Origin of the sequence: Candidatus Marithrix sp. Canyon 246 (assembly GCF_001723685.1) — a bacterium.
In the GTDB taxonomy this organism is placed as follows: Bacteria; Pseudomonadota; Gammaproteobacteria; order Beggiatoales; family Beggiatoaceae; genus Marithrix.
In genome coordinates this window covers 1-26,101 of sequence record NZ_MCBX01000013.1, presented here as the reverse complement: position 1 = coordinate 26,101, position 26,101 = coordinate 1, and the positions used below count along the sequence as shown (strand labels likewise).

The window sequence follows — 26,101 nt, the reverse complement described above, 5'->3', positions numbered from 1 at the left end:
AATTAATCATTATGTTAGACATTTTAGTTCTTTATTATAGCCGACATGGGCATGTTACACAGATGGCTCAAAAAATTGCTCGTGGTATCGAGGAAATACCTGAATGCCAAGCAAAATTACGCACTGTGCCAGCAGTATCACAACTATGTGAAGCTACCGAATCAGACATCCCTAATTCAGGTTCGCCCTATGTTAGTTTGCAGGATTTAGAAACTTGTGCAGGCTTAGCTTTAGGTAGCCCAACTAGATTTGGAACCATGGCAGCACCTTTAAAATACTTTCTTGACCAAACTAGTGGTTTATGGCTAGCCGGTGGTTTAAAAGATAAACCAGCCGCTGTTTTTACATCTAGCTCCAGTAGTGGGCAAGAAAGTACCTTGTTATCTATGATGGTACCCTTATTACATCATGGTATGCTAATATTAGGATTACCTTATGCGATTACAGGTGCAACACCATATGGTGCGAGTCATGTTGCTGGCACAGACAATAACAATCCGTTATCAGATGAGGAGCAAAGATTATGCCGAGCTTTAGGCAGACGCTTAGCGGAAACCGCTATTAAGACATGAATGAATATCTACTGATTTTTGTAAGTACTGTTTTAGTAAACAATTTTGTGCTGGTAAAATTTTTGGGCTTATGCCCATTTATGAGCGTTTCTACTAAACTAGAAACCGCTATAGGCATGGGGCTTGCTACGACGTTTGTGCTTACTTTATCATCTATTACTAGTTATATTGCTAATAAATATCTATTAATACCATTAGATATAGAATTTCTACGCACGATTGTATTTATTTTAGTAATTGCAGTAGTAGTACAATTTACCGAAATGTTTGTGCGTAAAACCAGCCCCTTATTACATCAAATTTTAGGGATTTTTTTACCTTTAATTACTACCAATTGTGCTGTTTTAGGGGTAGCCTTGTTAAATATACAAGAAAAACATAGCTTTATAGAATCAGCAATTTATGGTTTTGGTGCAGCTATTGGATTTTCATTAGTTTTAGTCTTATTTGCCGGATTACGTGAGCGCGTTATGGCAGCAGATGTACCTCTTTCTTTTCAAGGCGCACCAATTGCGTTAATCACTGCTGGTATTATGTCGATTGCATTTATGGGTTTTACAGGTTTAGTTAAAGTATGACAATAATAATTGCATTGTTATTAGTTGCTGGATTAGCCTTAATTTTTGGATTGGTGCTAGCTTATGCTGGAGTACGTTTTAAAGTAGAAGGTGATCCTATTGTTGATAACATTGATGCAATATTACCTCAACAGCAATGCGGAAAATGCAATTATCCCGGCTGTCGCCCTTATGCAGAAGCAATCGCTAAAGAAGAGGCTGAAATAAATCAATGCCCTCCGGGTGGTGAAACTACCATGCTAGCTTTAGCCGATTTATTAGATCGTGAACCTAAAGCCTTAGACGCAGAAGCTGAAGCAGCAGTGCCACTGGTAGCCATAATTGATGAACAAACTTGTATTGGCTGCACTTTATGTATTAAAGCCTGCCCAGTTGACGCTATTTTAGGTGCGCCTAAAGCTATGCACACAGTAATTGCACAAGAATGTACTGGTTGTGATCTTTGTTTGCCACCTTGCCCTGTTGATTGTATTGAAATGGTACCAATCTCAGCTAATCTCAAAACTTGGAAATATCCGTTACCTATATGACACATTTATGGCAATTTCACGGCGGTATTAAGCTTGATGGGCATAAAACACTTTCTTGTGAACAACCAATTACTCAAGCTAAAATTCCACCATTTTTAACTTTACCTTTATTACAACATAAAACTGAACTGGCTGATCCTATTGTTAAAGTCGGTGATTATGTTTTAAAGGGTCAAATTATTGCCCATGGTATTCATGCCTCAAGTTCAGGCACTGTTATAGCTATTGAAGCTCGTAATACTCCTCATCCTTCTGGTTTAAAAATTGACTGTATCATCATTGAAACTGACGGCAAAGATCAATGGCAAGAATTACAGCCAATTAGTGATTATACAAAGTTATCAGCCGATGAAATTCGTAAACATATTGCAACAGCCGGTATTGTCGGTTTAGGCGGTGCAGGTTTTCCTACTCACATAAAATTAAAGCCAACAAAAATAGATACTTTAATTATTAATGGTGCAGAATGTGAACCTTATATAACTTGTGATGATCGTTTAATGCGTGAACGCGCCAAAGAAATTGTGCTGGGCGCAGAAATTATTAGTTATACTTTAGCTGGTGTCAAATCTTGTATTATTGCAGTCGAAGATAATAAACCTGAAGCCTATCAAGCCTTATTAACAGCATCTGCTAATAGCACTGTAGAAATAATAACAGTTCCGACAATCTACCCAATGGGTGGAGAAATTCAATTAATAGAGGTATTAACTGGCAACCAAATATCACGCTCAACCATACCAGCTAGCATTGGTATTGTGGTACAAAATGTTGAAACTGCCAGCGCGGTATATCGAGCAATAGAATATGGCGAACCTTTAATATCACGGGTTGTAACCATCACAGGTAATGGCATAAATAAACCACAAAATCTACTAGTGTTATTAGGAACACCTATGAATTTTGTACTTGATCAATGTGAAGTCACAAGCAAAATCAATAGACTAATAATGGGTGGAACCATGATGGGGCTAAGTCTGCCTAATGATGATATACCTATAATTAAAACCAGCAATTGCATACTTGCATCTCAAGAAACAGCAATAGCCACGACTACTATGCCTTGCATACGCTGTGGAGCGTGTGCAAACGTATGTCCAGTTAAATTAATACCACAACAATTATATTGGTTTACCAAAGCCAAAGACTTTGAAAAAGTAGAACAATATAAAATATTTGACTGTATAGAATGCGGAGCTTGCGCCTACGTATGCCCAAGCCAGATACCTTTAGTGAATTATTATCAATATGCCAAATCTGAAATTCGCTTCAACCAACAACAACAAAAAAACTCAGAATTATCGCGACAACGACATGATTTTAGAAACTTTCGTATAGAAAGAGAAAAAAAGGAACGCGCTGAACGTCACAAAAAAGCAAAAACTAAAGCGGCAATGAAGGCAGAAATTGCAAAAGCTCGTGCTGAGAAAGGTTAAAAAGCTTCAGGCCAAAACTCAGAATCAGTAAACTGTTGATAAGTCCACGGACATGTTTCTGGATAGCGAGAAATTGGAATGCCAGTTTCCTTTTCTGCACCTAATTTTGCTAATTCATAGGATCGTTCTATAGCTTCGGGAAGTTTAGACTTCAATCCGGGGTTTTCCTTGATATGCCATTTAAGTCGTTTACGTTGCTCAATTATAGTTAATTCCCAGCTTCTTCTACCTATATAATATGGCTGATATTTCCATTTCAACAGGTGCATTAGCAGGTTTTCAATATATGACTCCAAGGCACGTTTCTCAGACTTGCCCATATCTTCCATTTCCTCAATAATATGTTCCAAATCAAGCTCATCAAAGCGTTTCTGCTTTAATAAGCTTGTCTGCTCCAAAGTCCATGTATAAAAATCTTGTTGGTAAGCTGCTCCCATGTTAGAACCCATTTTGTAAATCATTTTTCAAATCTTCAACATCTTCCAAGCCAACCGAAATACGAATTAAACCATCACTGATACCAGCAGCAGCGCGTTGTTCTGGAGTAATCCGCCCATGAGTTGTAGTTGCTGGATGAGTAATCGTTGACTTAGCATCTCCAAGGTTGGCAGTTATCGACATAATTTGAGTTGCATCCATTATCTGCCATGCCGCTGCTTGATCCGCTACTTCAAACGATATTATGCCGCCAAATCTAGTTTGTTGTTGTTTAGCTAGTTCATGTTGAGGATGATTCTTTAATCCCGGATAATAAACCTGTTTTACTGCTGCTTGTTCAGATAGCCATACAGCTAATGCTTCAGCATTGTCACAGTGTCTTTGCATCCGTAAATCTAAAGTTTCTAAACCCTTTAGAAATACCCACGCATTAAATGCACTCATAGTCGAGCCACTAGAACGAAACACTGAAAAAATATCACCACCAACCAACTGTTCAGAACCGACAATCGCACCACCTAAAACTCTACCTTGCCCATCCAAATACTTAGTCGCAGAATGAATTACAATATCAGCTCCTAAAGCCAAAGGTTGTTGTAAAACCGGGGTACAAAAACAGTTATCAACTACCAATAAACAATCATTAGCATGAGCAACTTTAGCAATAGCAGCAATATCTGCTACATCAATAAGTGGATTTGAAGGAGTTTCCAAAAATAATATCTTAGTATTATCTTGAATAGCCGCTTGCCAACTATTTATATCAGTCAAATCTACAAAACTGGTTGATATATCTAACTTACTAAGTACTTGATTAAACAAACTAACCGTGGGACCAAAAATACTTTGTGAAGCAACAATATGCTCCCCAGCTTTTAACAAACCCAAACAGGTAGTAAAAATAGCAGCCATACCAGAAGAAGTAGCAATACAACGCTCACCACCTTCCAAACTAGCTAGACGCTGCTCAAAATTACGAACAGTTGGATTAGTAATACGCGAATAAATATTACCCGAAACATTTGCAAATCTATCAGCCGCCTCAGCCGCATTTTTAAACACAAAACTAGAAGTTGCAAAAATAGGCTCACTATGTTCACCTTCCTCAGTGCGTACTTGCCCAGCACGCACCGCACGGGTATTAAACCCAAATTCATTCCAATCTATCATTATATAAATCTTTCTCTAACTTTTTGCAAAAAAAACCTAATTGCTTCCTGATATTTGTCTGGAATATCACTATCAATCACATTTTTTTCTTTGCCATCATGGCAATGTTTTGGAAAAGTAGAAACAAAATTCCACTGTTCATGCGGTGCGTTATCATGCCTATAAATCTTATCAACAGAATGCCAATGATAGGAATAACGCCCATCAAGTGTCAACCAAATATCAACTAAAGAACCGTCTATCAAAGATAATCTGACTTTTTGGGCACGACGTGTGGTAGTAAAAATTATATTAGCAACCACAACAATGTCGGCAAATTCATTTTCAGCAATAAATGCCAACTCCTTATAAACGGCTAATATCATTCTTAATACCTTGAATCTCTGTTTCTAAATTTCTTAGATCTATTAAATCCTCCCACGAAGGATGTTCCACTAAAACACCTTGTTTAATTTTGGTTTCTAATTCATCTACATTTATTACCGAATATCTTGATAGTATTTCAAATTTTTCATTCATCAATTCTTTTTTTCGATCTAATAAATAAGATTTAAGGCTATCCTGTTTCAATTGCTCAATTGATATAAAGAACTTTTGCGCTATATCTTTATATCTTGCTTCTATTAACATTTCCATGATATATTTACCTCAAATATTCATTCCAATCTATCATTATATAAATCAATACTTTCCGTATTTTTATCAGTTTCACATCCATTTTTAGCGGCATCATTACGAGCAGTTTCAATATGATCAAGATAATCCTGATCAACATCACCCGTTACATAATTACCGTTAAAACAAGAAGTATCAAATTGCTTAATATTCTTATTGCCTTTACGCATACATGAAGAAATTAAATCTTCCAAATCTTGATAAATCAACCAATCCGCGCCAATCAATTCGGCAATTTCCTCACTATTACGATTATGAGCTAATAATTCTTGCACTGATGGCATATCAATACCATAAACATTTGGATAACGAACTGCTGGAGCTGCTGATGCAAAAAACACCTTTTTAGCTCCAGCATCACGCGCCATCTCAATAATCTGCTTAGAAGTTGTTCCACGCACAATAGAATCATCTACTAATAAGACATTTTTATTCCTAAATTCTAAATTAATTGCATTCAACTTTTGACGTACAGACTTTTTACGCATACTTTGTCCGGGCATAATAAATGTGCGCGGAATATAACGATTTTTTACAAAACCCTCACGAAATTTGCAATTCAGAATATAAGCTAACTGTAAAGCCGCAGTGCGACTGGTATCAGGAATTGGAATAACTACATCTATCTCATGCTTAGGATAAGTATGTAAAATCTTTTTAGCTAAATACTTACCCATACGTAAACGCGCCTTATAAACCGAAATATTATCAATAATAGAATCTGGGCGAGCCATATAAACATGCTCAAAAATACAAGGAGCATAAACTGGATTATCAGCACATTGATGAGTATATAACTTACCATCAACACTGATAAAAATAGCCTCACCCGGATGAATATCTCTAACTAACTCAAAACCTAAAATATCAATTGCAACACTTTCAGAAGCAAACATATACTCAGTGCCATTAGGAGTATTACGTTTACCAAAAACTACAGGGCGAATACCATAAGGATCACGAAATGCCACAATACCAACACCAGTAATCATAGCAACCGCTGCATAAGCACCTTTACAACGCTTATGAACACGACTAACCGCCTCAAAAATATCCTGTTTAGTAACCTTTAACTTATTTAACTGATGTAACTCATAGGCAAAAACATTCAATAACACCTCAGAATCAGAATTAGTATTAATATGACGTAATTCCTGCTTAAATAACTCCTCTTTCAAAGAATCAGCATTTATTAAATTACCATTATGCGCCAGAGTTATACCATAAGGAGAATTCACATACAAAGGTTGAGCTTCCGCGCTAGAATCACAACCAGCGGTTGGATATCGCACATGACCCATGCCCATATTGCCATGTAAATTTTTCATATGACGAGTATGAAAAACATCACGGACAAGACCATTATTTTTACGCAGATATAACCTATCATCATCACAAGTAACAATACCAGCCGCATCTTGCCCCCGATGTTGTAACACTGTTAATCCATCATACAAAGCCTGATTAACAGGATACTTTCCTACAATTCCAATAATTCCACACATATATCTTTTTAATTAGAGTTTTCAAATTCAGGAGGCAAATCAAAATTAAATTGAGTAGCTACCTCAATAGGTAAATAGCTACGCAACCCAGTTACAACAGGTTTTAAATTAGTCATTAGAAAGGAATTCTGCCACCAAGGTTTTGTGGGTAATTGAGTTAAACCACCTAACATAATCAAGAAAACCACAATTACTATAGCCCTACTAAAACCAATAAATAAACTTAACAAACGTTCTAAAATTGATAAATAATTTTGATTAAATGTACTTAATAACAAATAACTTAGCGATTTCAATAAAATAAAACTAGTAAAAAATAGCAGCATAATCGCAACGCCAATACTTAAATCCTGAAAAGGAATCAGAGGCGTTAAAATATTTGCTAAGTCATTTAAGAAAAAAATAGCTACTATAAATGATAATGACCAAGATATTAATGATAACAAAGCTTTAACAAAGCTTTGAAAATAACTTAAATATCCTAACAATAAGATTAAAAAAACAATACTAACATCTACCCAATTAATCATAACAATAAATAAGTGGTATAAGCCACATACAAGCCTAAAAACAAACCACCTTCCCAACGCTGAATTTTACCATTAAAGAAAATCGGCAAACAAAGAAAGGCGACTGCAATCATTATTAGCATATCAAATTCTATAGCGGCTTCAGATACAACTATTCCATTTGGTGCAACCAAACTAGTAGCACCTAACACTAATAAAATATTAAATATATTACTACCAACTACATTACCAACAACTAAATCCTCTTGCTTTTTCAAACTAGCAACTACAACCGTGGCTAATTCTGGTAAAGAAGTTCCTATAGAAACAATGGTTAAACCAATAACTAATTGACTCACACCAAATAATTCTGCAATTGCAACAGCTCCATTAACTAACCATTGTGAACCTAGAACTAATAATCCTAATCCTATTATTATAAATAGTAATTGTAATATGATACTAGCAACACCAGAATTGGAATCCTGCTCTGTTTCAGAAACCTCAACTTTATGCTGTGTTTTGATGGTAAACAATATATATAACAATATGCCACTAAATAACAACAAACCATCCCAACGGCTAATTATTCCATCAAAAGACAAAACTAGTAACAACACAGAAACAGCAATCATTATAGGCACCTCTAACTTCACCAAACGTTCATGAACGCTAATTGGCGTAATAAGCGCGGCAACACCTAATACCAACAATATATTTAAAATATTACTACCAACTACATTACCTATAGCTAAATCAGTTTGCCCTTGCAAACTAGATTGAACACTTACAGCTAATTCAGGTGCGCTAGTGCCAAAAGCAACAACTGTCAATCCAATAATTAAAGGTGATACTCCAAGAAGCCCAGCTAAACGGGATGCACCTTCTACTAATAAATTTGCCCCTCCTACTAATAAAACAAATCCTAAAATAAATAAAACTAATGTCAATGAATCCACAAAATACCTCTGCTAAGAATAAAAATAAATCTTATAATTATAGAACAAACTAAGAAAAATTAGATAAAAAATACTTCTTATGTATCAAAATAATGTAAAACCAACATTCTTATGCTTATCATGTCGAGAAAATTTAAAATGGTATGGCTTCAATAAAGACACTGGTCATTTTGTTTGTCCAAAATGTGGTGTGGGGTTTCCGTCATTAGATGGATTTTTATTTTTTACTGAAGGAAAATTATTTATTGATCAGATTCAATCTGATTATGATCAACTGCGTAAAAATTTTTGGGGTAATTTGCCTGATTATAGCTATTTTATAAAACAAGAAAAATCAGTCTTTGATTCTTATGCAGCATTTCAACCCTTTAATGAATCAACTCGCGCATTATTTCCCCTTTTAAAAGATATAGCTCAACAAATAAAGCCTAAAGTTCCTATTTTAGATTTATGGGGGCGCACTGGTTGGTCTGGCGAATTATTGGCTTCATTATTTCCTGATAATCCTATATTTATGGTGTGGGAAGGTAATAAAAATGTCTTGGGTTATCATGGATATTGTTATTGGTTAAAAAAAAGGTCCTCAAATCTACATGTTATTTTTTTGGATATTGAAAAAGGTTTACCATTTAAAGATAACTTTTTTGGTTTAATTCATGGATTGGATACATTTCATCGTTATAGCCATTCTCCTCTCATAGGAGAATGTTTGCGTGTTGCAAAAAAATCAGCTGCTTTAGTATTTCCTCATATCCATCTCACAAATAGCGAACCATCTCCATATTTTGATAGAGGATGTATTCAGTATCATGGTAATCATTACCGAAAATATCTGGATCGAATACTTAAACCTATAAATAGAAAGAGTTATTTATTATCAGAACAACATCTTTTTGAACTTAAAAATGTAGAAGAAGCTCAAGATGATCCTGATATGTCACATTATAACGCTTTACTATATATAGCACCTGTTGGGCAAGATAAACTCTATTTATATCCAAGTCGTTGGGCTAGGATTGATATAAAACCAAGTTCACATTTTTTAATTAATCCATTACTGGATGTTGACTTAAATTCTTCTAATGTCAAGATCAGTTCTAGCAATTTAGCAGGGCATTGTCAGTATTTGCTGTCAAGACATCCTTTGTACTATAACTACATCAGTAAGCATTTTCCATATCAATTGAGTGATAGAGAACGCCAAGTGCTTTTTTGTTTACAACAAGGATTAAGTCTTGGTGAAACTTCGTCTAAATGCCAAATAGATTTTGATGAAACAGCTAAATATGCACTTTCTTTACAGGAACGTGATATTGGATTTATTAGTTCTGTATCTGATGCTATGTTTGATTTGCAGAATTTTTATTCAACACTACAAATCATGGATCCTGTATATCGTAGCGGTAAGTTTTCTGATTTGTGGCAACTAATGGAAAGTAATAAATCGAATCCATCAATTATGATTAGTGCCTACCATGATGAAGAATTTAGCTGGAATGATGTGCGAGAAATTGTACTTGAAATCAATGCTTTTCTAGTTGCTGAAGGATTAAATGTTGGTGATAATGTTGCCATTATTTCTCCACCTCATCCTGAATATTTGTTAGTTATATGGGCGTGCTGGTTATCAGGTTTGGTAGCCGTGCCAATCTGTCATGAATGGTCAGAAACGAGAAAAGTTGAAGTTCTTCAAGAAGTCAAACCTAAAGCATTATTCTTGGAATATAATTCAGAGCTTATTCCATATCAATCGGATTTGATAATACATTTTGATCCACTTTCTGAGTCAAACTTTAAACAAGATTATAAGTATCTAAGTGACTATTTGACGCAAGAACGCAATATTAAACCGCGATATGCGGATTATGAAACTGCTGTTATCTTATATACATCTGGTAGCACTGGAAAAGCTAAAGGTGTGGTACATAGTTTTTCTGCATTATATCGTGGTGCCAGCAAACTTGCAGCAAATTTTAATTTAATATCTGGTTCGAGGTTTCTAGGTTTAGGTGGCTTTCATACAATGAGTGGTTTGAGAAATGCTGCGGTATTAGGGTTTGTAGCAAATGTAGAAATTATATTGCCAGATATTCCAGTCAAAAATTCAGCACAAACTTTGATTGAACTATGTCAACAATATCATCCTGATACTTTAGTGAGTACACCAATTTTAGCTAAAATTATCTATGGTCTAAAAGATCGTTTATCTAAACATACTTTTTCCAGTCTTAAACTTTGGTTAATTACAGGTGCTAGAGCTTCTAAATCAATAAATGATGGTCTTAAAGATAAATTTTCTATTGATATTGGAACTTATTATGGTTTAACAGAAACTGGTGGTATTTGCACTGTAAATAAGGAACATTCCAATTCAGCAAGTATCGGCAAGCCGGTGGGTGCCTTAATTGATATTGTTAAGAATACAGATGAAAAAATTGGAGAAATTCGCGTTTTCTCAGATCAGCTCATGCAAAAATATTGCTCTGACTATGATGGTGTTAAGGAAATTAATTCTGGTTGGTTTTATACCAATGATTTTGGTTATAAAGAACAAAATGGTGACATTATATTATTAGGACGAAAGGATGATCAAATAAATTTGCCAAATGGTGAAATATTATATTTAAATGCGCTTGAATCTGAAGTAAAAGAAGCATTACCAAATGTAAAATTCGGCATTGGCAAACAATATAATAACAAAAATGCGTGATATTGTTGGTATTTCTTTAGGAGAGATTGAGGTAGATTATATATGAGTAATCCATTATTGACACTTTTTCAAAAAGCATATGAAAACTCACCAAAACATATTTACTGGCTAAATGATGGTCAAAAGCTTAATTATGGCGATTTCTTAGAAATAACTGCTAAAACTCAAATATGGTATGAGTCACAAGGCGTTAAAGCTGGAGAACGAATATTTTTAGCGGTTAATGATGATCGTTTACTTGTTCAACTTTGTTTAGGCGCATGGCGAGCTGGTGCAGTTGTTATTGTTGCGGATCCTAAAGTTAGTCAGTATGAGGCTGAAATCTTAATTGATATAGTAAAACCGAATTGGATTTGTACAGAACGCGATAGTAATTTCACTAAAATGTCGCTTCCATTATTATTGGTTAATTCAAGACCAAAAAAGGCTAAGTTACTAAAAAAACTATTGAGAAAACGTGTAACAGAACATGAAGATAATTATCCTTCTATTCTTGATTCAATCAATGGTATAGCAGATATTCGTCAGTCTGATACATCAGGGCTTGTATTGTTTTCGTCGGGTACAACTAGCCGTCCAAAAGCTATTTTATTATCATTGGATGCTATACTGAGTAATATTAAAGCTATTTCGCAACATATGCATTATTCATCTTCAGATCGAATACATAATGCCTTGCCCCTTCATCATGCTGACGGACTATTACATGGTCCAATTCTTACTTTGTTTAATGGCGCAACTTTGGTTCGTTCAAAGCCTTTTAGTTTTACCAATATAGATGCTTTTATTGGCGAATTGTATCGTGAACAAGTCACTCATTTTATAACGGTTCCAGTTATTTTATCCTATTTTAATCGTATTAAAGATCAAGCGGCAGAATTATTTCAATGGCAAACTTTTAAATATGTTATATCAACCGCTGGTCCATTGAACAATGAGTTATGGCAACTATTTGAAGATGAATTTAATGTTCGTATTTGTAATATTTATGGACTCACGGAAACCAGCATGGCTATCTCTATTTGTGGTCCTGATGATCGTAAAGGCACAGTTGGTAAGGTTTTAAATGGTATTGAAATAAAGATAAGTAGTGCTGGCGAATTAATTGTTAGCGGCAATATGCTTTTTAAAGAATATATAGATAATCCAAAAGCAACATTAGAGGTTTTAAAAGATGGTTGGCTTCACACAGGAGATTTAGCGTCTATAGATGATAAAGGATTTATTTCAATAGTTGGTCGTTTGAAAAATGTAATTATCAAAGGCGGTGAAAATATCAGCCCTGAAGAAATTAGAGATGTATTGTTGCAGCACCCAGAGGTTTGTGAATGTGAAGTGATAGGCTTAGCTAATCCAGAAATGGAAGAACAAGTAATTGCTTGTATTGTGACTTCTACAGAATTTAATAAATTGGATTTAAAGAATTTTTATGCTAGTAAGCTATCAACATATAAGCATCCTGATTATATTTTTGAATTTGATAGTCTGCCACGAGGTCCTTCTGGAAAAGTTGCTCTTCAAACATTACAAAAAATATGTGAAGAGCGTAAAGAAAAGGGTGATAGTCCAGATATATCATTTAAAATAATTCATTTAGCTACGGATATGTTTAAGGTAGATACCAATACACTGTCAAGTGACAGTAGTCCAGAAACTACATTGGGCTGGGATTCTCTAGGACATCTTCAACTAATTCTAGCTGTTGAAAAACATTATAAAATTAGCTTTACAGCTCGTGAAATGATGTCAATTGAACGGCTAAATGATGTGATCCGTTTAGTTCAGGAAAAAATGGATGAGTAAAATTCGCGGAATGCCAATATATTTATGGTGGTGGATATTAGGATTATTATGCTTAGTATTAATAGTTTATTCATTAGTTATTGATGATTGGATAGATAACAAAAATAAACTTTGGCAAGAACAGATTTATTTAAATACTTTTAAAAACTTAGAAGAAAATAAAAAGGCATTAGTTATATTAGCTGGTAACTCATTAATGAGAAATGCTGCATGGTTAGCGTCGGATGCCTTGGGATCTGATGTATATAGTTTTTTGTTAGCAGTTTCAGGAGCTGATTTTAGAAAAATAAAACCTTATTTAGATATAGCTTTAAGAAAAAAAACTACAATATTAGTGCTACAGACAGATTTATTGCTAATGAAGAAATTAAAACCAAAAATATGGCAGGAAAAAGCACGTCAAGTACGTACCAAAATTAAATTTTTTATCAAATATTTAATTGGAAAAAATGAAAAAATATACAAACAAAATTGTGGTCATATTTATAATGGTTCTCCTAAGTCAGAGAAAGTAAAAGCACTTCAGAAATATTATAGAAATTCTATCCCTATTTCTGTCAATGTTATTGAATGGATTAAAAATATACAAAATCAAGGAATAAGAATTGTATTAGTAGATATTCCTCGCGCAGATCAAATGGAACGCGCTCTTGCCTCAGACTTAGATAGATGGCGAAAATTAGTTAATTCTTTGGCAAAAAAACTTAATTTACCACTAATTGTTTACCCAGATAAACTTACTTCCGAAAAATATTGTGATAATAGTCACCTTAATGAAGCTGGTAGAGCTAAATATTCTACTTGGCTTCGTGAACGTATATTGAAATTAATTCATGAATCTACTTGATCCTTTATACTTAATCTTAGCAAGCATATTAATTATAGGATATTGGCTTGTACCAAGAATTTGGCGACTATGGTATCTTTCAATTGGCAGTGGATTAATACTTTCGTTTTTTTCATGGATTTCTGCCATAATGCTGGTCATTATCAGTATATTAACCTTAATTGCTTTACGCTTTCCTGCAAACAGATTGATACATGGCTTATGGGGAATAATAATCCTTATATTAATCTTTATAGCTTACCGTGCCTTACCATCAAATAATATAATTATATTAATCGGTTTAGCTTTTTATCTTCTCAAGGCAATCCATTTTCTGATGGAAAATTATAAGGGACATTTAGGCAAAATATCCACCGATATGCTATTTGCATATTTAATGTTTTTTCCTTCTCTCTTAATTGGACCAATTCATCGTTATAAAGAATTCCAATCAGATTGGCAACGTCAGACTTTTGATAAATCCATAATATCTTTAGCACTGGAACGTTTAATATGGGGATATGCAAAATTAGTTATTCTAGCAGATTATTTATTTAATCGAAAGATTATGAATTTCATAACTACAATTGAAGCAGATTATCCAAGATTGGCTGAATATCTACTATCCCTTCAATATGGTTTTCATTTATATTTTTCCTTCTCTGGTGCTACTGACATTGCCATTGCATTAGCCCTAATGCTAGGTTTTCGTCTCAATGAAAACTTTAATAATCCTTTTTTAAGCACTAATATTGCGGAATTTTGGCGACGTTGGCATATCAGTTTATCTGACTGGTGCCGCTCTTACATTTATCAACCAGTTGCATCACTAACACGAAATCACCAATTAGCTATTGTAGCTACCATGATAGGAATTGGTTTATGGCATGAATTATCATTTCGATACCTGCTGTGGGGAGGCTATCATGCTCTTGGTTTAGTAGTTTATTATAAATTTACCAATAGCTTTGGGCAAACTATTGAAAATTATTATAAAGATCGCGTTATAATGCTGTGGATTATTAAAATAATTTCAGTATTAATAACTTTTAATTTTGTGATATTAGGATTTGAAATCACACGTTCACAAGATATAATCCAAAATTATCAACGTCTTATATTTGGAGGATAATAATGCTTTATAACTACTTAATGAACTTTATGCCAGAAAATGTAGCAGCAGTAACGGTTGTATTGATTTATTTTTTATTGATCATTGCTACCATTTTATTAGCGGCTCCAGAATCTGGAGTTTTTAGATATATGGAAATATAAATAAAACTAATGTCAATGAATCCACAAAATACCTCTGCTAAGAATAAAAATAAATCTTATAATTATAAAACAAACTAAGAAAGATTATATATATTGTGTTTGAACGTATTCTAAAACAGATGCAGGAAAAAATCCGAAGCCGTCAGTATATAATGACTCTACATGCTGAAGAAGAAATGGACAATGATGAACTGACAATTTTTGATGTCGAACGTGCCATACTCACTGGTGAAATTGTTGAACGGCAAAAAGAGCATAAAATAGGGGAATGGAAATACCTTATTAAAGGCTATACCTTAACTCATAATAAGATCATTGTGGTGAGTAAGTTAAGTATAACTGGCAAATTGGTTATTATTACCGTATTCCTATTGTAAAATAACAAGGAAAAAATTATGAAATGTGACTTATGCAATGAAGAAGGCGTACACACCCATCTGATGACACGCAGTTATGGCAAAGGGGAAAATTTATTAGTAATTGAAAATATTCCCGTTATGACTTGCCAACATTGTGGAGAAAGTTACTTAACAGCAGAAACATTATATGAGATAGAACGTATAAAGCTTCATCGCCAAAGTTTTGCTATCACACGCCCAGTATCGGTTGCTGGTTTTTCTATTCCCTGTGATGCGCATAAAAATATTCATAACAACACACTGCAAGCATAAAATTTGATCACTTTTTTTATAAAATGCCAATTTTATTACTAATAATATGTATATTAATACATTCAAACAGCAATGCTGAAGCAGCAACTTATGGACCAACAACAGCAAGTGAAGACTTATGGCATATAGCTAAAAAACTAAGCCCACCTTCAACATCTGTTAGTATATATCAAGTTATTTTAGCCTTACAAAAACTCAATCCTAATGCCTTTAAGCTACCATGCAATATAAACTCTTTAAAAGTAGGTGTTAGTTTAGAACTTCCTAATGTTGAAGAAATGCAAACAATTACATATTATGACGCACAAGAAGAATATAATCGGCAAAATAATGAATGGAAAAATCGTTATGATTTTCCAATTGAATGTCCAATTTTAGTTATAGAAACTACTGAAATATTACCAAATATAGAAATTAAAAAAAATATAGAAATTAAAAATGATATTGTTATAAAAGATAAGTTTCAGTTAAATCTATTAACCATTACTTTAGTGTTAATGGTTTTACTAATTATTATTATTTTTTTATGGATTCAAATGAATAAAAAAATTACAAAAAATTTCAAAAACACCAATATATTATGACTTCATTAAAAAATGACAGCTTTTTACGTGCATTACAAGGCAAAGATGTTGATCGAACTCCAGTATGGATGATGCGTCAAGCAGGGCGTTATTTGCCAGAATATCTTGAAACTAGAAAACGCGCTAATGATTTTCTTACTTTATGCAAAACACCAGAATTAGCCTGTGAAGTAACTTTACAACCATTAGCACGCTTTGATCTGGATGCCGCTATTTTATTTTCCGATATATTGACAATTCCAGATGCAATGGGCTTAGGTTTATATTTTAGTGAAGGCGAAGGACCAAAATTTAAACACCCTATACGTGACGCTAAGGCAATTGAACAATTAGTAATACCAGATCCTAATGAGGAATTATCCTATGTAATGGATGCAGTTAGTTTGATTAAGCGTGAATTAGATGGAACAGTTCCTTTAATAGGTTTTGCAGGCAGCCCTTGGACTCTTGCTACCTATATGGTCGAAGGTGGACCTAGCAAAAACTTTAGTAAAATAAAAGGCTTAATGTTTGACCAACCTAGATTATTATTTCAATTGTTGGAAAAAATCACAGAAGCAGTTACTGCTTATTTAAATGCTCAAATCGCCGCTGGAGCGCAAGCTATCATGGTATTTGATACTTGGGGCGGGGTTCTTAGTAGTCGTGATTATCTGGAATTTTCTTTAGCTTATATGCAACAAATTGTTGAAAATATAACAAATAAAGATATACCAATAATTTTATTTACCAAAGATGGTAATGAATGGCTAGAGAATATAGCGGCAACTGGTTGTGACGCTGTTGGTTTAGATTGGAAACTACCAATAGGATTAGCGCGTCAACGTATTGGCGATCAAGTTGCATTACAAGGAAATATGGATCCTTGCGTATTATATGCTTCACCAGATCGTATTCGTCAAGAAGTAGCTTCAACTTTAGCTAGTTTTGGTCATGGCAATGGACATGTGTTTAATTTAGGACATGGCATTCATCAACATATTGATCCTGACAATGTAGCTGTATTTATTGATGCTGTACATAGTTTAAGTGCAAAATACCATACAACTTCGTCTTAATAATTAAGGAATTTAAATGATTGACAAAGTAATTTTAGCCGCTAAAGGATTTTGCATGGGAGCAGCCGATGTGGTTCCCGGAGTTAGTGGCGGCACAATGGCTTTTATTTTAGGAATTTATAGACAATTAATTGATGCTATTCGTTCTTTTGATTTAGTTTGGTTACAACATGTAATCAAATTTGAAATAAAACCAGCTTTAGAAAAGCCACATTTTGCATTTATAATTCCATTAGTAATCGGACTATTTTGCGCATTATTATTTTTCACACGAGTAATTCCATTACCTGTGTTATTACATACACATCCAGAACCTATTTATGGACTATTTTTTGGGCTTATCATTGGATCAATAGTAACTTTATCAGCAGAAATAGAAAAATTTAACTTTGGTGCTATGTTTTTTATTAGTATTGGAGCTATATCTGGATTGTTTATAGTAACTTTAGTTCCAGTGACTACACCAGATACACCATTATTTATATTTCTAAGCGGCATGATAGCGATAACAGCTATGATTTTACCGGGCATATCTGGCTCCTTTATCTTATTGGTATTACACAAATATGATACAATATTAAACGCGATTGGTCATTTTAATTTTATGATTTTAGTACCTTTTGGATTCGGAGTTTTAGCTGGATTAATAGTCTTCAGTAGATTTTTGGGTTGGCTATTACAAAAATATTATGCAGCGACTTTACAAATCATAATAGGTATATTAATAGGATCATTATGGATAATATGGCCATTTCAACACCGCACATATATAGAAGTTCACGAAAAAGAACGTCTAATTAGTTCTACACCTTATTTACCAGAAATGTGGAATGAAAATGTCACTTATGCCTTATTAATGATGTTATTTGGCTTTGTGGTGGTGTTTGTGATGTATCTTTGGGGGAAAAAATTTCGTAATTAATTTTAAAAAATAAAATTTTGCTATTGCGGAAATTGTTTTAAGTAATCGCTAACTGTAGTATAATTACTACAAATAAAGGTAATTTAAGGAGTAAACGATGCAAGCAATGACATTAAATGAAGCGGCACAAGATTTATGGAGCGTGATAGATGCTGTTAATGATAATCATGAACCATTGGTCGTAACTGATGAGCATCATAAACCGATAGTAATTATGAGTTTAGATGACTTTAATGCTTGGCAAGAAACAAGCTATTTAACCCGCTCTAGTGCTAATGCTAAAGACTTGCTAGAAGCAGTTGAAGAAATTAATATGCGTAAAAATTTGACATCACATGAATTAGTCGAAACGCTATGATTTGTTTTCGTGATCGAGCTTGGCAAGATTACTTATATTGGCAACGACAAGAAAATTTTGAAAAGGATTAATATTTTGATTAAGGATATTCAGCGTGAACCATTTACTGGTTTAGGTAAACCGGAACAATTAAAACATCAATTTAATGGTTTTTGGTCACGTCGTATTACTGATGAACATCGTTTGATATATACTTTTTCCAACGATGAACTAATCATTGTGCAATGTCGTTACCATTATAACTAAACTCTATAATATCGTATAAAATACTCAGATCTGTCAGGTTTTAAAAACCTGACACCTTATTTACCAGAAATGTGAAATTAGAATGTCACTTATGCCTTGTTAATGATGCTATTTGGCTTTGTGGTGGTGTTTGTGATGTATCTTTGGGATAAAAAATTTCGTAATTAAGTATCACACATTTGACTTTTAAAAAATAAGGTATAAAATAATAATAAATACACATTGTATTTATTATTATTGACTATCTTACAAACAGGAGAATGAAAACAATGAAGACAATTGTTTTATTATTTATATTAGTATGTTATACGCCACAGTTATTAGCCGCTGATGTTTTTGAAAATTTTAATAATGGAAGTGGTGGATTTAGTGAAAGTACACAGTTTTCTGTATCAAATAAGCGTTTTGAGTTTCAGGGAAATCGCGGTAATACCTCCAGTTTTACAGTATGGGGTGGTGGTTCTAATCAGGGTGGTTGGGCTGCTAAACCTGAAAATTCTAACTATTTTACAGACTTTAATGCCTCAGTGGATACAATTTGGTTAGATGGTAATAATTCTGGTTATGGTATAAATGTATGTGTTACAGAAAACCGCTTTGGAAACGCTGATTATGTTCGATTTTTGATTAATGGAGCAGGTGCAGATCGTTATTTTGTGATAGATGCTAAAATAGATGGAGATTACAAGGAATTGCAGAAATGGACAAAAAATAAGTCTTTAATAACGGAAAATAAATCCAATAAATTATCTATTGCCAAATCAGGTAATGAATTTAGGTTCTATATTAACTATACAGAAGTTAAACGATTAGTGATAAATGGTTGTGCTGGTGGTGCTATTGGTGTAGAAGCATCCGACTCTTTAGATGCTGCTTTTGATAATTTTGAAATTAAAGATTTGTCAAGTCAAGAAACATCAAATCAACCACCTAAAGCATCTTTTACCCTATCACCACGTCAAGGTAATGCGCCATTTACAGTTAGCTTAAATGCTAGTTCATCTTTTGATCCTGATGGAAGCATAACAAGTTATCAATGGTCAGCTTCTGATGGTCAAACTGCAAATGGTAAAAATTCTCAATTAACCTTTAATAATGCGGGAACATATGCAATAATATTGACTGTTACTGATGATAAAGGAGCTACTAATAGTGTTGAGAAAACAATTACAGTAAATGAACCAAAAAATCAAGATCCTAAAGCATCTTTTACCATGTCATCACAAGGTAATACAGTTAGCTTAAATGCGAGTTCATCCTTTGATCCTGATGGTAGTATTACTGCTTATCAATGGTCATCTTCTAATGGTCAAGCTGCAAATGGTAAAAATAGTCAATTAACTTTTCCTAATCCCGGAACATATGAAATAATATTGACTGTTACTGATGATAAAGGAGCTACTAATAGTACCCATAAAATCATTACATTAAACCAACAAAATCAACCACCTCAAGCTAATTTTACTATGTCACCAAATCAAGGTGATGCGCCGCTTACAGTGATCTTAAATGCAAGTTCATCCTTTGATCCTGATGGAAGCATAACAAGTTATCAATGGTCATCTTCTGATGGTCAAGCTGCAAATAGTCAAAATACTCAATTTATTTTTAATAATCCGGGAACATATACTATTAGCTTGACAGTGACAGATGATAAAGGTGAAACTGCTCAAATTACTAAAACTGTTACTGTAACTACTGCTGATATTACTCCAACGACTAATAATGAAAATGTAGCTGAACTAAAATTCATAGGCTATGAACCACTTTATCAAGTTGGGGATATGCTAATGTTAAACTTACAAGCAAAAATCATCAAAAACCGTAATCAACGAGTTGACTTATGGATATCTATACAATTGCCAGCAGGAGGTATATTATATATGACTCCCAAAATAACACAACTATTTAGTACTAAAGCACAACCCTTTATAACATCAATAGAAAGAATAGATGAAACCTACCGAATATTACAACTTCAAGTACCTGAAGATATCGGAGGTAATTACACATTATCAGCTATTTTTATAAAAGAAGGCAAAAACTTTATAACAGGCGGACCAACAGTTATAAAATCAAATATTGCTATTGCCGAAATTGTTTTGAGTAATCGCTAACTGTAGCTTTGTAGTTTTGTAGGTTGGGTTAGCTTTTTTTACAAAGTAAAAAAACGTAACCCAGCATCTAAACTTTCAGGTGAATAATTCAAAATTGGTATATTGTGTTTTTTGCATTCTGCTATAAAAGCATAACGATCTATTCCTGCTAATTCTGTAGCTGCCCCAGCTGATAATTTACCTGATCTAAATAAAGCTAATGCAGCTCAAAGGCTGGTTTAGCAAATTCTAGCAAACCTTCTTTTTTGGCTTTAACTACCAAACCTAAAGAACCTATTAAAGGTAAATTTAAAATTCACACCATATTTAGAATTTTCTACTGCTAATGTGATAACTTCACTTTCGCCATCTCCAAGATTCCAATTAGCAACTAATGGTTCAATAGCAACACTTTGATGTTCAACTCTCGAATTTTCAGACAATTTGTTTAACAAACTATCAACATCTGTCTTCTGCGATACTTCTTTGACAACGCTTTCTGGAATAATCCAAGTTTCAGCTAAAGGGCTGATGGTAGATAGAAGATCAGCCTTTCCTAACACAATGAGTGGAGACGCATCAAAAACCCATTTATGTCTCATAACCTGCCTCTTCGAGAAGAGTGTGACCTCAACATGATGTAAAGCAAACATTGTTACATGCTCAAACACCGCCTAGGAATTTCATTTTATAAGTATAAATATTAGTGTTATTTACCCGACAACACCACCACCCCATCTTCAGCAATATCACCTACCCACCCAGACCAACCAAGCCGACAAGGCGTATCTTCTGAAAGTCTCATAGAAGGAACTTCTGCCCGTTTTAAAATAAGTACAATATCAAAATCTAACTGGTCAATTAATAAAATTTTGACTAATTCACGTAAACTATCATAATATTTTCCCGTCGGCAAAAAGTCCTTAAATTGTTCAAAATCAAGTGGTCCTAATCGTAGATTAAATTTGCCAGCGCGATCTAACACTCGTTCTCCTATGGTCATATTAAGTCCTAATGAACAATTGTCAGCACCCATACAGTTACGCTGTGTTGTGTCAATTTCCACCCAACGGAGAACACTTTGTTCAATATTAACTGGCAAGTTACCAAAATAATGGGAAATTATTTTTTCTAACACCACCGCAGAGCGGCTCCGCATACTTAATAAACCACCGTAATATAATAGCCGTTCCCACTTTATGTTGCTAGACTGGCGTAATTCTTCATTGCCTAAGCCTATTAGAGAATACATCCGTTGCGAAAAAACATCCACCGCTCCTTTTTGGTATTCAATATAATAGCGATATTTTTGCCATATTCTATATAACAATGAAATTATGCGGTGATGAAATAAGTCTAAAAAATCACGGCGCAGGCTATCATCTAAATCCGCTGCGATGATCGCCTCAGTATAAAATGCTGGAAGCGGCGAAGTTGTACCATATAAACCTAAAAAATTGATAGATAATTGTAATTTATCTTCAGAATGTTCAAGCGAAGCAATATCAGAGGCAGGAAAGGCTAAATGGGCGGCTGGTCGAAATCGAAGAATTTCACGCTCAACTGGACCTTGATGACCAACCGGCACCGCCGTTTTAGAAATAGATTGCAACAATTCAACCAATTTAAAAAAAGAATAATAACGGCTATCAGCACAGAGTTGTTCAACTACATCAGATTCTGTTGTCCTTGTCTCGGTGGCCATAAATAAATTTCACCCTCTTCAGTTTCTACTTCTAATTGATGGAAAGAATTGATACTGGCATAAAGTGCCAAAAATTCATTCAACACTGATGCAAATAAATACATATCTCCTTCACCAGCAAATTTGCTTACCAGCATATCAATGTGAGTACGTATGCCCCTAATCGGAGTGCCATAATGTAGCACATCAACCGGGCGCGTTTGTATTGCGGCTAGACCTTCGCGGCGCAACTTACTTTCTAGCGCAGCTTGAGTATTATAATAAGCTCCAAAGTCATAAGCCGATAATATTATTCTTAAAGCTTCCACATTGGCTAAAGAAAGATAATTTAAAGACATATTAGAAATAAGTTGCCAATGCAATCCTGCTTCTAATGGTGGCGGAAAAGAGGATGTCACCACTGTAATATTTTCAAAAGTTGCAAATTCCGGCGAATTACCAGTGGCAACTCGAATTTCACCAAGTTTTAATTCTCCCGCTAAATTACGATTACTACAAGTTAATTCTAAAGAAATAGTCTCAACTGGTGGTAATGTTACCTCTTCGGTGGCAGTTACAAAGGCAATATAAGTATCTACACCTTGTTGCACCACACTAGGATGAACTCGTGTTCGATAAAAAGTTGCCACATCACTGGCTGCATGATCAAAAGATTCAAAAGCATAATAAGTTTGCGTATTACTTTGACCGGCTAACAAACCTTCTACTTTATCAATCGAATATATTTCATAATGTTGCGGAGGATTAGCTTCGGGTCGAATTTGATATTCTACACGTCTATGATCTAAACGAATAGGAGAAGCATCCAATGGAAATAAATTAATTATAGGGGTGCAATACAGACGAATATGATGGTCTTTTAAATTCAAGTGAATTTGCTCATCCAATGGACGATAAAAATTAAAAATCAATTCAAATCCGTCGCTCTTGAAATTACTTACTGCATTTAATTCATTTATATCTAAAAATAAAAACTTTTCTGGTAATGAAAAATATTCTTGTAATAATCTATAACCGGGAAAAGCATTGGCTGGATAAGGAAGCAAACTTTGTTGTTCATCAAAACCTACTGGAGTAACCACTTTACTAGCTAAAGTAAATTTATCATTACTACCAATTGCTTGCACCAATACATTATCTAAATAACGAGATAACCAAAGATACAATGAATAAGTAATATAAGATTCACCATGCAAAAATAAACGTAATTTATCTACCGCAAGTTTATCTAAACCAACACCAGCTTCTGGCAGGAAACGCAATTTTAATACTGAACCAGAAGCCACTCGTTCCAAATTAACTTGTTCCAATCGTAAAGGATAAATATCAACATCATAACAAGTTTTAAAATGACAAGCGGTTGCTTCCACTGGCAGAGAATCTACAGTGCAACCTCTAGCAATCCTTTGTTTTTCAGCTAAGGCACTCTCGATTGGTTCAAATTGCAGAATCGACATCGAAGGAATTGGACGCAAATAATGGGGCCATAATAGGTTTATCAGCGTATGTGTCAATTCTGGCAATTCATCATCCAATTTTTGGCGCAAACGCCCAGTCAGAAACGCAAAGCCTTCCAACAATCTTTCAACGTCAGGATCATTACCCCGCTCAGCAAGAAACGGTGCTAACTTAGGATTTTTCAGCGCAAATTCTTTGCCCAACTCATTAAGAAAAGACAATTCATCTTGATAGTATTTATTGAAATGAGATGCCAATTATTTATCCTCGTATTTTGATACGCCCTGAATCGCCCATGATAGTAGTAAATGCCACCGAAGTTCGACTTTTACCCAAATTTAATTGCCCAGAAATTTCAAATTTTAAATCCAGTGGATTTTCCTCATCTGCAATATGTCTGACTCGAATATTTTTAAGTCTGGGTTCATATTGCTTCACATTGTATAATATTGACTTCCTAATTTCCATAATAGCATCTGGAAATTGATCAACCAAATCATTAAAATCAGGTGAACCATAATCAGCTACAGTTAAAACACTGCCCTGACGTGTATTAAACATATTTTGCAAATTGCGTAAAATTGAGCGCGATAATTCATCAGTATCTAAGGTTAATTGACGAATTGACTCAACTTCAGGATGGTCAATTCGTTCTAGTAAGCTGCGTTCCATGAGCTAGCTTATTCTTTATCCAATTTACCAACTAATGACAAGGTAAAATCAGCTCCCATATATTTAAAATGTGGACGCACTTTCATATTAACTTTATACCATCCCGGTTCACCTTCCACATTTTCGACAGTAATTTGAGCTTTACGAAGGGGGCGGCGACTACGAACATCAGACGATGGATTTTCTTGATCAGCTATATATTGGCTTAACCATTTATTTAACTCAGCTTCTAAATCAGAACGTTCTTTCCAACTACCTATTTGTTCACGTTGCAACACTTTAATGTAATGCGCTAAACGATTTATGATGAACATATAAGGCAATTGTGTGCCTAATTTATAATTGGTTTCAGATTCTTTGCCCTCTTTGCTAATACCAAAAAATTTGGGTTTTTGTACTGAATTGGCCGAGAAAAAGGCAGCATTATCGCTATCCTTACGCATAGTAAGGCCAATAAAACCTTCCTCAGCCAGTTCATATTCACGCCGATCTGATACAAATACTTCGGTTGGAATTTTAGTTTCAATTTGTCCCATTGCTTCATATTGATGCAGAGGCAAATCTTCTACTGTACCGCCGCTTTGAGGACCAATAATATTTGGACACCAGCGATATTGAGCAAAACTATCAGTTAAACGGGTAGCAAAGGCGTAAGATGTATTACCCCAAAGATAATCTTTATGAGAACCCTGAACACTTTCTTCATAATTAAAGGCTTTAACAGGATTATTTTCTGGATCATAAGGTAATCGCAACAGAAAACGCGGCATAGTTAAACCAACATAACGGGAATCTTCAGATTCTCGGAAAGATTGCCACTTAGTATATTTAGCTCCTTCAAAAATAGACTTTAAATCTTTTTTGTTAGGCAAAGCTAAAAAGTCATCATCACCAAAAAATTGAGGACCAGCTGCGGCAATAAATGGTGCATGTGCCATTGCGCCTATACTTGCTACATTTTGCAGTAGTTTAATATCAGGTGCAGAAGGACCAAAATCATAATTGGCAATCATCGCGCCTACTGGTTTACCACCAAATTGACCATATTCCGCTGTATAGACATGTTTATATAAACCTGATTTCACTATTTCAGGTGCCTCTTCAAAATCATCTAACAAGTCATCTTTAGAGACATTCAACATTTCCACTTTAATATTTTCACGGAAATTAGTTCTATCTATCACAAATTTCAAACCACGCCAAGCTGATTCCAGCTTTTGAAATTCATCATTATGTAAAATCTCATCCACTTGACCGCTTAATTTATGATCAATTCCAGCAATCATTTGATCCACAACATTTTTATTGACCCTTTCTCCTTTAGGTCTTTTCAGCATTTCAGCAA

At 34.3% G+C, this 26,101-nt stretch carries 30 protein-coding genes and 1 pseudogene; 17 read left to right on the top strand and 14 right to left on the bottom strand.

Annotation, left to right across the window (positions count from 1 at the left end; all coding sequences use genetic code 11):
- The first annotated feature begins 11 nt into the window (after positions 1-11).
- From wrbA to rsxC, 4 genes are read left to right on the top strand one after another with little or no spacing between them, the layout of a single operon-like run.
- The gene (wrbA, locus tag BHU68_RS09045; protein WP_069471004.1) at positions 12-572 is read left to right on the top strand and encodes an NAD(P)H:quinone oxidoreductase; all 561 of its coding nucleotides are present in this window, start codon (positions 12-14) and stop codon (positions 570-572) included.
- A complete protein-coding gene (gene rsxA / locus BHU68_RS09040; protein WP_069471003.1) occupies positions 569-1,150 on the top strand; it encodes an electron transport complex subunit RsxA in 582 nt (193 codons plus the stop codon). Before wrbA ends, rsxA begins: the two co-directional genes overlap by 4 nt.
- Positions 1,147-1,680 (top strand): electron transport complex subunit RsxB, encoded by a 534-nt coding sequence (gene rsxB / locus BHU68_RS09035; RefSeq protein ID WP_069471002.1) that lies wholly within the window; start codon positions 1,147-1,149, stop codon positions 1,678-1,680. The genes rsxA and rsxB overlap by 4 nt, the downstream gene beginning before the upstream one ends.
- Positions 1,677-3,116, top strand: a complete 1,440-nt coding sequence (rsxC, locus tag BHU68_RS09030) for an electron transport complex subunit RsxC (protein ID WP_069471001.1) — start codon at positions 1,677-1,679, stop codon at positions 3,114-3,116. The genes rsxB and rsxC overlap by 4 nt, the downstream gene beginning before the upstream one ends.
- Here the strand turns inward: rsxC and BHU68_RS09025 are convergent.
- Genes BHU68_RS09025 through BHU68_RS08995 form a run of 7 tightly spaced genes read right to left on the bottom strand, consistent with a single transcriptional unit; the run spans position 3,113 to position 8,372 of the window.
- A complete protein-coding gene (locus tag BHU68_RS09025; protein WP_253180913.1) occupies positions 3,113-3,577 on the bottom strand; it encodes a DUF29 domain-containing protein in 465 nt (154 codons plus the stop codon). The two genes, rsxC and BHU68_RS09025, sit on opposite strands and share 4 nt — an antisense overlap.
- The gene (locus BHU68_RS09020; RefSeq protein WP_069471000.1) at positions 3,555-4,724 is read right to left on the bottom strand and encodes an O-succinylhomoserine sulfhydrylase; all 1,170 of its coding nucleotides are present in this window, start codon (positions 4,722-4,724) and stop codon (positions 3,555-3,557) included. Before BHU68_RS09020 ends, BHU68_RS09025 begins: the two co-directional genes overlap by 23 nt.
- Positions 4,724-5,089, bottom strand: coding sequence for a toxin-antitoxin system TumE family protein (locus tag BHU68_RS17655; protein ID WP_069470999.1), 366 nt, complete (start codon positions 5,087-5,089; stop codon positions 4,724-4,726). The genes BHU68_RS09020 and BHU68_RS17655 overlap by 1 nt, the downstream gene beginning before the upstream one ends.
- The gene (locus tag BHU68_RS09010; protein ID WP_069470998.1) at positions 5,070-5,360 is read right to left on the bottom strand and encodes a hypothetical protein; all 291 of its coding nucleotides are present in this window, start codon (positions 5,358-5,360) and stop codon (positions 5,070-5,072) included. The genes BHU68_RS17655 and BHU68_RS09010 overlap by 20 nt, the downstream gene beginning before the upstream one ends.
- A gap of 20 nt (positions 5,361-5,380) precedes the next feature.
- Positions 5,381-6,904 (bottom strand): amidophosphoribosyltransferase, encoded by a 1,524-nt coding sequence (purF, locus tag BHU68_RS09005; protein ID WP_069470997.1) that lies wholly within the window; start codon positions 6,902-6,904, stop codon positions 5,381-5,383.
- 8 nt (positions 6,905-6,912) lie between these two features.
- Positions 6,913-7,434 carry a CvpA family protein gene (locus BHU68_RS09000; RefSeq protein ID WP_069470996.1) on the bottom strand — a complete coding sequence of 174 codons (522 nt, stop codon included), beginning with the start codon at positions 7,432-7,434 and terminating at the stop codon, positions 6,913-6,915.
- Entirely contained in the window at positions 7,431-8,372 is a 942-nt protein-coding gene (locus BHU68_RS08995; protein ID WP_069470995.1) for a calcium/sodium antiporter, read from the bottom strand. The genes BHU68_RS09000 and BHU68_RS08995 overlap by 4 nt, the downstream gene beginning before the upstream one ends.
- Before the next feature lie 79 nt (positions 8,373-8,451).
- On the opposite strand from BHU68_RS08995, the gene BHU68_RS08990 reads away from it, so the two are divergent.
- The 13 genes from BHU68_RS08990 (at position 8,452) to BHU68_RS08935 (ending at position 20,942) form a co-directional block, all read left to right on the top strand.
- A complete protein-coding gene (locus BHU68_RS08990) occupies positions 8,452-11,082 on the top strand; it encodes a class I adenylate-forming enzyme family protein (RefSeq protein ID WP_069470994.1) in 2,631 nt (876 codons plus the stop codon).
- Between the two features lie 42 nt (positions 11,083-11,124).
- The gene (locus tag BHU68_RS08985) at positions 11,125-12,885 is read left to right on the top strand and encodes an AMP-binding protein (RefSeq protein ID WP_069470993.1); all 1,761 of its coding nucleotides are present in this window, start codon (positions 11,125-11,127) and stop codon (positions 12,883-12,885) included.
- Positions 12,878-13,732: a hypothetical protein gene (locus tag BHU68_RS08980; RefSeq protein ID WP_069470992.1), complete on the top strand. Its 855-nt coding sequence runs from the start codon at positions 12,878-12,880 to the stop codon at positions 13,730-13,732. Before BHU68_RS08985 ends, BHU68_RS08980 begins: the two co-directional genes overlap by 8 nt.
- On the top strand, positions 13,719-14,843 hold the full coding sequence (locus BHU68_RS08975) for an MBOAT family O-acyltransferase (protein WP_069472951.1): 1,125 nt from the start codon (positions 13,719-13,721) through the stop codon (positions 14,841-14,843). Before BHU68_RS08980 ends, BHU68_RS08975 begins: the two co-directional genes overlap by 14 nt.
- A gap of 2 nt (positions 14,844-14,845) precedes the next feature.
- Complete coding sequence (locus tag BHU68_RS17250; protein WP_171899634.1) at positions 14,846-14,986, top strand: hypothetical protein; 141 nt, start codon at positions 14,846-14,848, stop codon at positions 14,984-14,986.
- Positions 14,987-15,081: 95 nt separating this feature from the next.
- Entirely contained in the window at positions 15,082-15,363 is a 282-nt protein-coding gene (locus BHU68_RS08970; RefSeq protein WP_216092597.1) for a DUF4258 domain-containing protein, read from the top strand.
- Positions 15,364-15,381: 18 nt separating this feature from the next.
- Entirely contained in the window at positions 15,382-15,657 is a 276-nt protein-coding gene (locus BHU68_RS08965; RefSeq protein ID WP_069470990.1) for a type II toxin-antitoxin system MqsA family antitoxin, read from the top strand.
- 23 nt (positions 15,658-15,680) lie between these two features.
- Positions 15,681-16,241: a FimV/HubP family polar landmark protein gene (locus tag BHU68_RS08960; protein ID WP_069470989.1), complete on the top strand. Its 561-nt coding sequence runs from the start codon at positions 15,681-15,683 to the stop codon at positions 16,239-16,241.
- A complete protein-coding gene (gene hemE / locus BHU68_RS08955; protein WP_069470988.1) occupies positions 16,238-17,299 on the top strand; it encodes a uroporphyrinogen decarboxylase in 1,062 nt (353 codons plus the stop codon). The genes BHU68_RS08960 and hemE overlap by 4 nt, the downstream gene beginning before the upstream one ends.
- A gap of 16 nt (positions 17,300-17,315) precedes the next feature.
- Positions 17,316-18,221, top strand: a complete 906-nt coding sequence (locus BHU68_RS08950; protein ID WP_069470987.1) for a DUF368 domain-containing protein — start codon at positions 17,316-17,318, stop codon at positions 18,219-18,221.
- Positions 18,222-18,318: 97 nt separating this feature from the next.
- Positions 18,319-18,579 carry a type II toxin-antitoxin system Phd/YefM family antitoxin gene (locus BHU68_RS08945; protein WP_069470986.1) on the top strand — a complete coding sequence of 87 codons (261 nt, stop codon included), beginning with the start codon at positions 18,319-18,321 and terminating at the stop codon, positions 18,577-18,579.
- Positions 18,580-18,654: 75 nt separating this feature from the next.
- Entirely contained in the window at positions 18,655-18,825 is a 171-nt protein-coding gene (locus BHU68_RS08940) for a Txe/YoeB family addiction module toxin (protein WP_445082174.1), read from the top strand.
- Positions 18,826-19,094: 269 nt separating this feature from the next.
- The gene (locus tag BHU68_RS08935) at positions 19,095-20,942 is read left to right on the top strand and encodes a PKD domain-containing protein (protein ID WP_069470985.1); all 1,848 of its coding nucleotides are present in this window, start codon (positions 19,095-19,097) and stop codon (positions 20,940-20,942) included.
- 38 nt (positions 20,943-20,980) lie between these two features.
- Here BHU68_RS08935 and BHU68_RS17905 read toward each other — a convergent pair.
- The 7 genes and pseudogenes from BHU68_RS17905 to tssC all read right to left on the bottom strand — a co-directional run.
- Positions 20,981-21,136 (bottom strand): annotated as a pseudogene (locus tag BHU68_RS17905) (UPF0175 family protein); the annotation flags it as partial.
- Positions 21,137-21,138: 2 nt separating this feature from the next.
- A complete protein-coding gene (locus BHU68_RS18350) occupies positions 21,139-21,204 on the bottom strand; it encodes a hypothetical protein (RefSeq protein ID WP_445082176.1) in 66 nt (21 codons plus the stop codon).
- A complete protein-coding gene (locus tag BHU68_RS08930; RefSeq protein WP_141699483.1) occupies positions 21,194-21,523 on the bottom strand; it encodes a hypothetical protein in 330 nt (109 codons plus the stop codon). Before BHU68_RS08930 ends, BHU68_RS18350 begins: the two co-directional genes overlap by 11 nt.
- A gap of 107 nt (positions 21,524-21,630) precedes the next feature.
- Positions 21,631-22,626, bottom strand: coding sequence for a type VI secretion system baseplate subunit TssG (gene tssG / locus BHU68_RS08925; protein ID WP_069472950.1), 996 nt, complete (start codon positions 22,624-22,626; stop codon positions 21,631-21,633).
- Entirely contained in the window at positions 22,590-24,341 is a 1,752-nt protein-coding gene (gene tssF / locus BHU68_RS08920; RefSeq protein ID WP_069472949.1) for a type VI secretion system baseplate subunit TssF, read from the bottom strand. The genes tssG and tssF overlap by 37 nt, the downstream gene beginning before the upstream one ends.
- Positions 24,342-24,345: 4 nt before the next feature.
- Positions 24,346-24,756 (bottom strand): type VI secretion system baseplate subunit TssE, encoded by a 411-nt coding sequence (gene tssE, locus BHU68_RS08915; protein ID WP_069472948.1) that lies wholly within the window; start codon positions 24,754-24,756, stop codon positions 24,346-24,348.
- Positions 24,757-24,764: 8 nt separating this feature from the next.
- Positions 24,765-26,101, bottom strand: a 1,337-nt coding sequence (gene tssC / locus BHU68_RS08910) for a type VI secretion system contractile sheath large subunit (RefSeq protein WP_069473097.1), incomplete at its 5' end; no start/stop codon positions are given.

What these genes read in the sequence shown, in the direction of transcription:
- rsxA (WP_069471003.1), top strand. Translation starts at nt 569, where the DNA reads ATGAATGAATATCTACTGATTTTTGTAAGTACTGTTTTAGTAAACAAT.
- BHU68_RS08975 (WP_069472951.1), top strand. Translation starts at nt 13,719, where the DNA reads ATGAATCTACTTGATCCTTTATACTTAATCTTAGCAAGCATATTAATT.
- tssG (WP_069472950.1), bottom strand. Translation starts at nt 22,626, where the DNA reads ATGGCCACCGAGACAAGGACAACAGAATCTGATGTAGTTGAACAACTC.
- rsxB (WP_069471002.1), top strand. Translation starts at nt 1,147, where the DNA reads ATGACAATAATAATTGCATTGTTATTAGTTGCTGGATTAGCCTTAATT.
- purF (WP_069470997.1), bottom strand. Translation starts at nt 6,904, where the DNA reads ATGTGTGGAATTATTGGAATTGTAGGAAAGTATCCTGTTAATCAGGCT.
- wrbA (WP_069471004.1), top strand. Translation starts at nt 12, where the DNA reads ATGTTAGACATTTTAGTTCTTTATTATAGCCGACATGGGCATGTTACA.
- BHU68_RS08930 (WP_141699483.1), bottom strand. Translation starts at nt 21,523, where the DNA reads ATGAGACATAAATGGGTTTTTGATGCGTCTCCACTCATTGTGTTAGGA.
- BHU68_RS17250 (WP_171899634.1), top strand. Translation starts at nt 14,846, where the DNA reads ATGCTTTATAACTACTTAATGAACTTTATGCCAGAAAATGTAGCAGCA.
- BHU68_RS08965 (WP_069470990.1), top strand. Translation starts at nt 15,382, where the DNA reads ATGAAATGTGACTTATGCAATGAAGAAGGCGTACACACCCATCTGATG.
- BHU68_RS09010 (WP_069470998.1), bottom strand. Translation starts at nt 5,360, where the DNA reads ATGGAAATGTTAATAGAAGCAAGATATAAAGATATAGCGCAAAAGTTC.
- BHU68_RS09000 (WP_069470996.1), bottom strand. Translation starts at nt 7,434, where the DNA reads ATGATTAATTGGGTAGATGTTAGTATTGTTTTTTTAATCTTATTGTTA.
- BHU68_RS08935 (WP_069470985.1), top strand. Translation starts at nt 19,095, where the DNA reads ATGAAGACAATTGTTTTATTATTTATATTAGTATGTTATACGCCACAG.
- rsxC (WP_069471001.1), top strand. Translation starts at nt 1,677, where the DNA reads ATGACACATTTATGGCAATTTCACGGCGGTATTAAGCTTGATGGGCAT.
- BHU68_RS09025 (WP_253180913.1), bottom strand. Translation starts at nt 3,577, where the DNA reads ATGATTTACAAAATGGGTTCTAACATGGGAGCAGCTTACCAACAAGAT.
- tssE (WP_069472948.1), bottom strand. Translation starts at nt 24,756, where the DNA reads ATGGAACGCAGCTTACTAGAACGAATTGACCATCCTGAAGTTGAGTCA.
- hemE (WP_069470988.1), top strand. Translation starts at nt 16,238, where the DNA reads ATGACTTCATTAAAAAATGACAGCTTTTTACGTGCATTACAAGGCAAA.
- BHU68_RS17655 (WP_069470999.1), bottom strand. Translation starts at nt 5,089, where the DNA reads ATGATATTAGCCGTTTATAAGGAGTTGGCATTTATTGCTGAAAATGAA.
- BHU68_RS08945 (WP_069470986.1), top strand. Translation starts at nt 18,319, where the DNA reads ATGCAAGCAATGACATTAAATGAAGCGGCACAAGATTTATGGAGCGTG.
- BHU68_RS08985 (WP_069470993.1), top strand. Translation starts at nt 11,125, where the DNA reads ATGAGTAATCCATTATTGACACTTTTTCAAAAAGCATATGAAAACTCA.
- BHU68_RS09020 (WP_069471000.1), bottom strand. Translation starts at nt 4,724, where the DNA reads ATGATAGATTGGAATGAATTTGGGTTTAATACCCGTGCGGTGCGTGCT.
- BHU68_RS08980 (WP_069470992.1), top strand. Translation starts at nt 12,878, where the DNA reads ATGAGTAAAATTCGCGGAATGCCAATATATTTATGGTGGTGGATATTA.
- BHU68_RS08950 (WP_069470987.1), top strand. Translation starts at nt 17,316, where the DNA reads ATGATTGACAAAGTAATTTTAGCCGCTAAAGGATTTTGCATGGGAGCA.
- BHU68_RS08990 (WP_069470994.1), top strand. Translation starts at nt 8,452, where the DNA reads ATGTATCAAAATAATGTAAAACCAACATTCTTATGCTTATCATGTCGA.
- BHU68_RS08960 (WP_069470989.1), top strand. Translation starts at nt 15,681, where the DNA reads ATGCCAATTTTATTACTAATAATATGTATATTAATACATTCAAACAGC.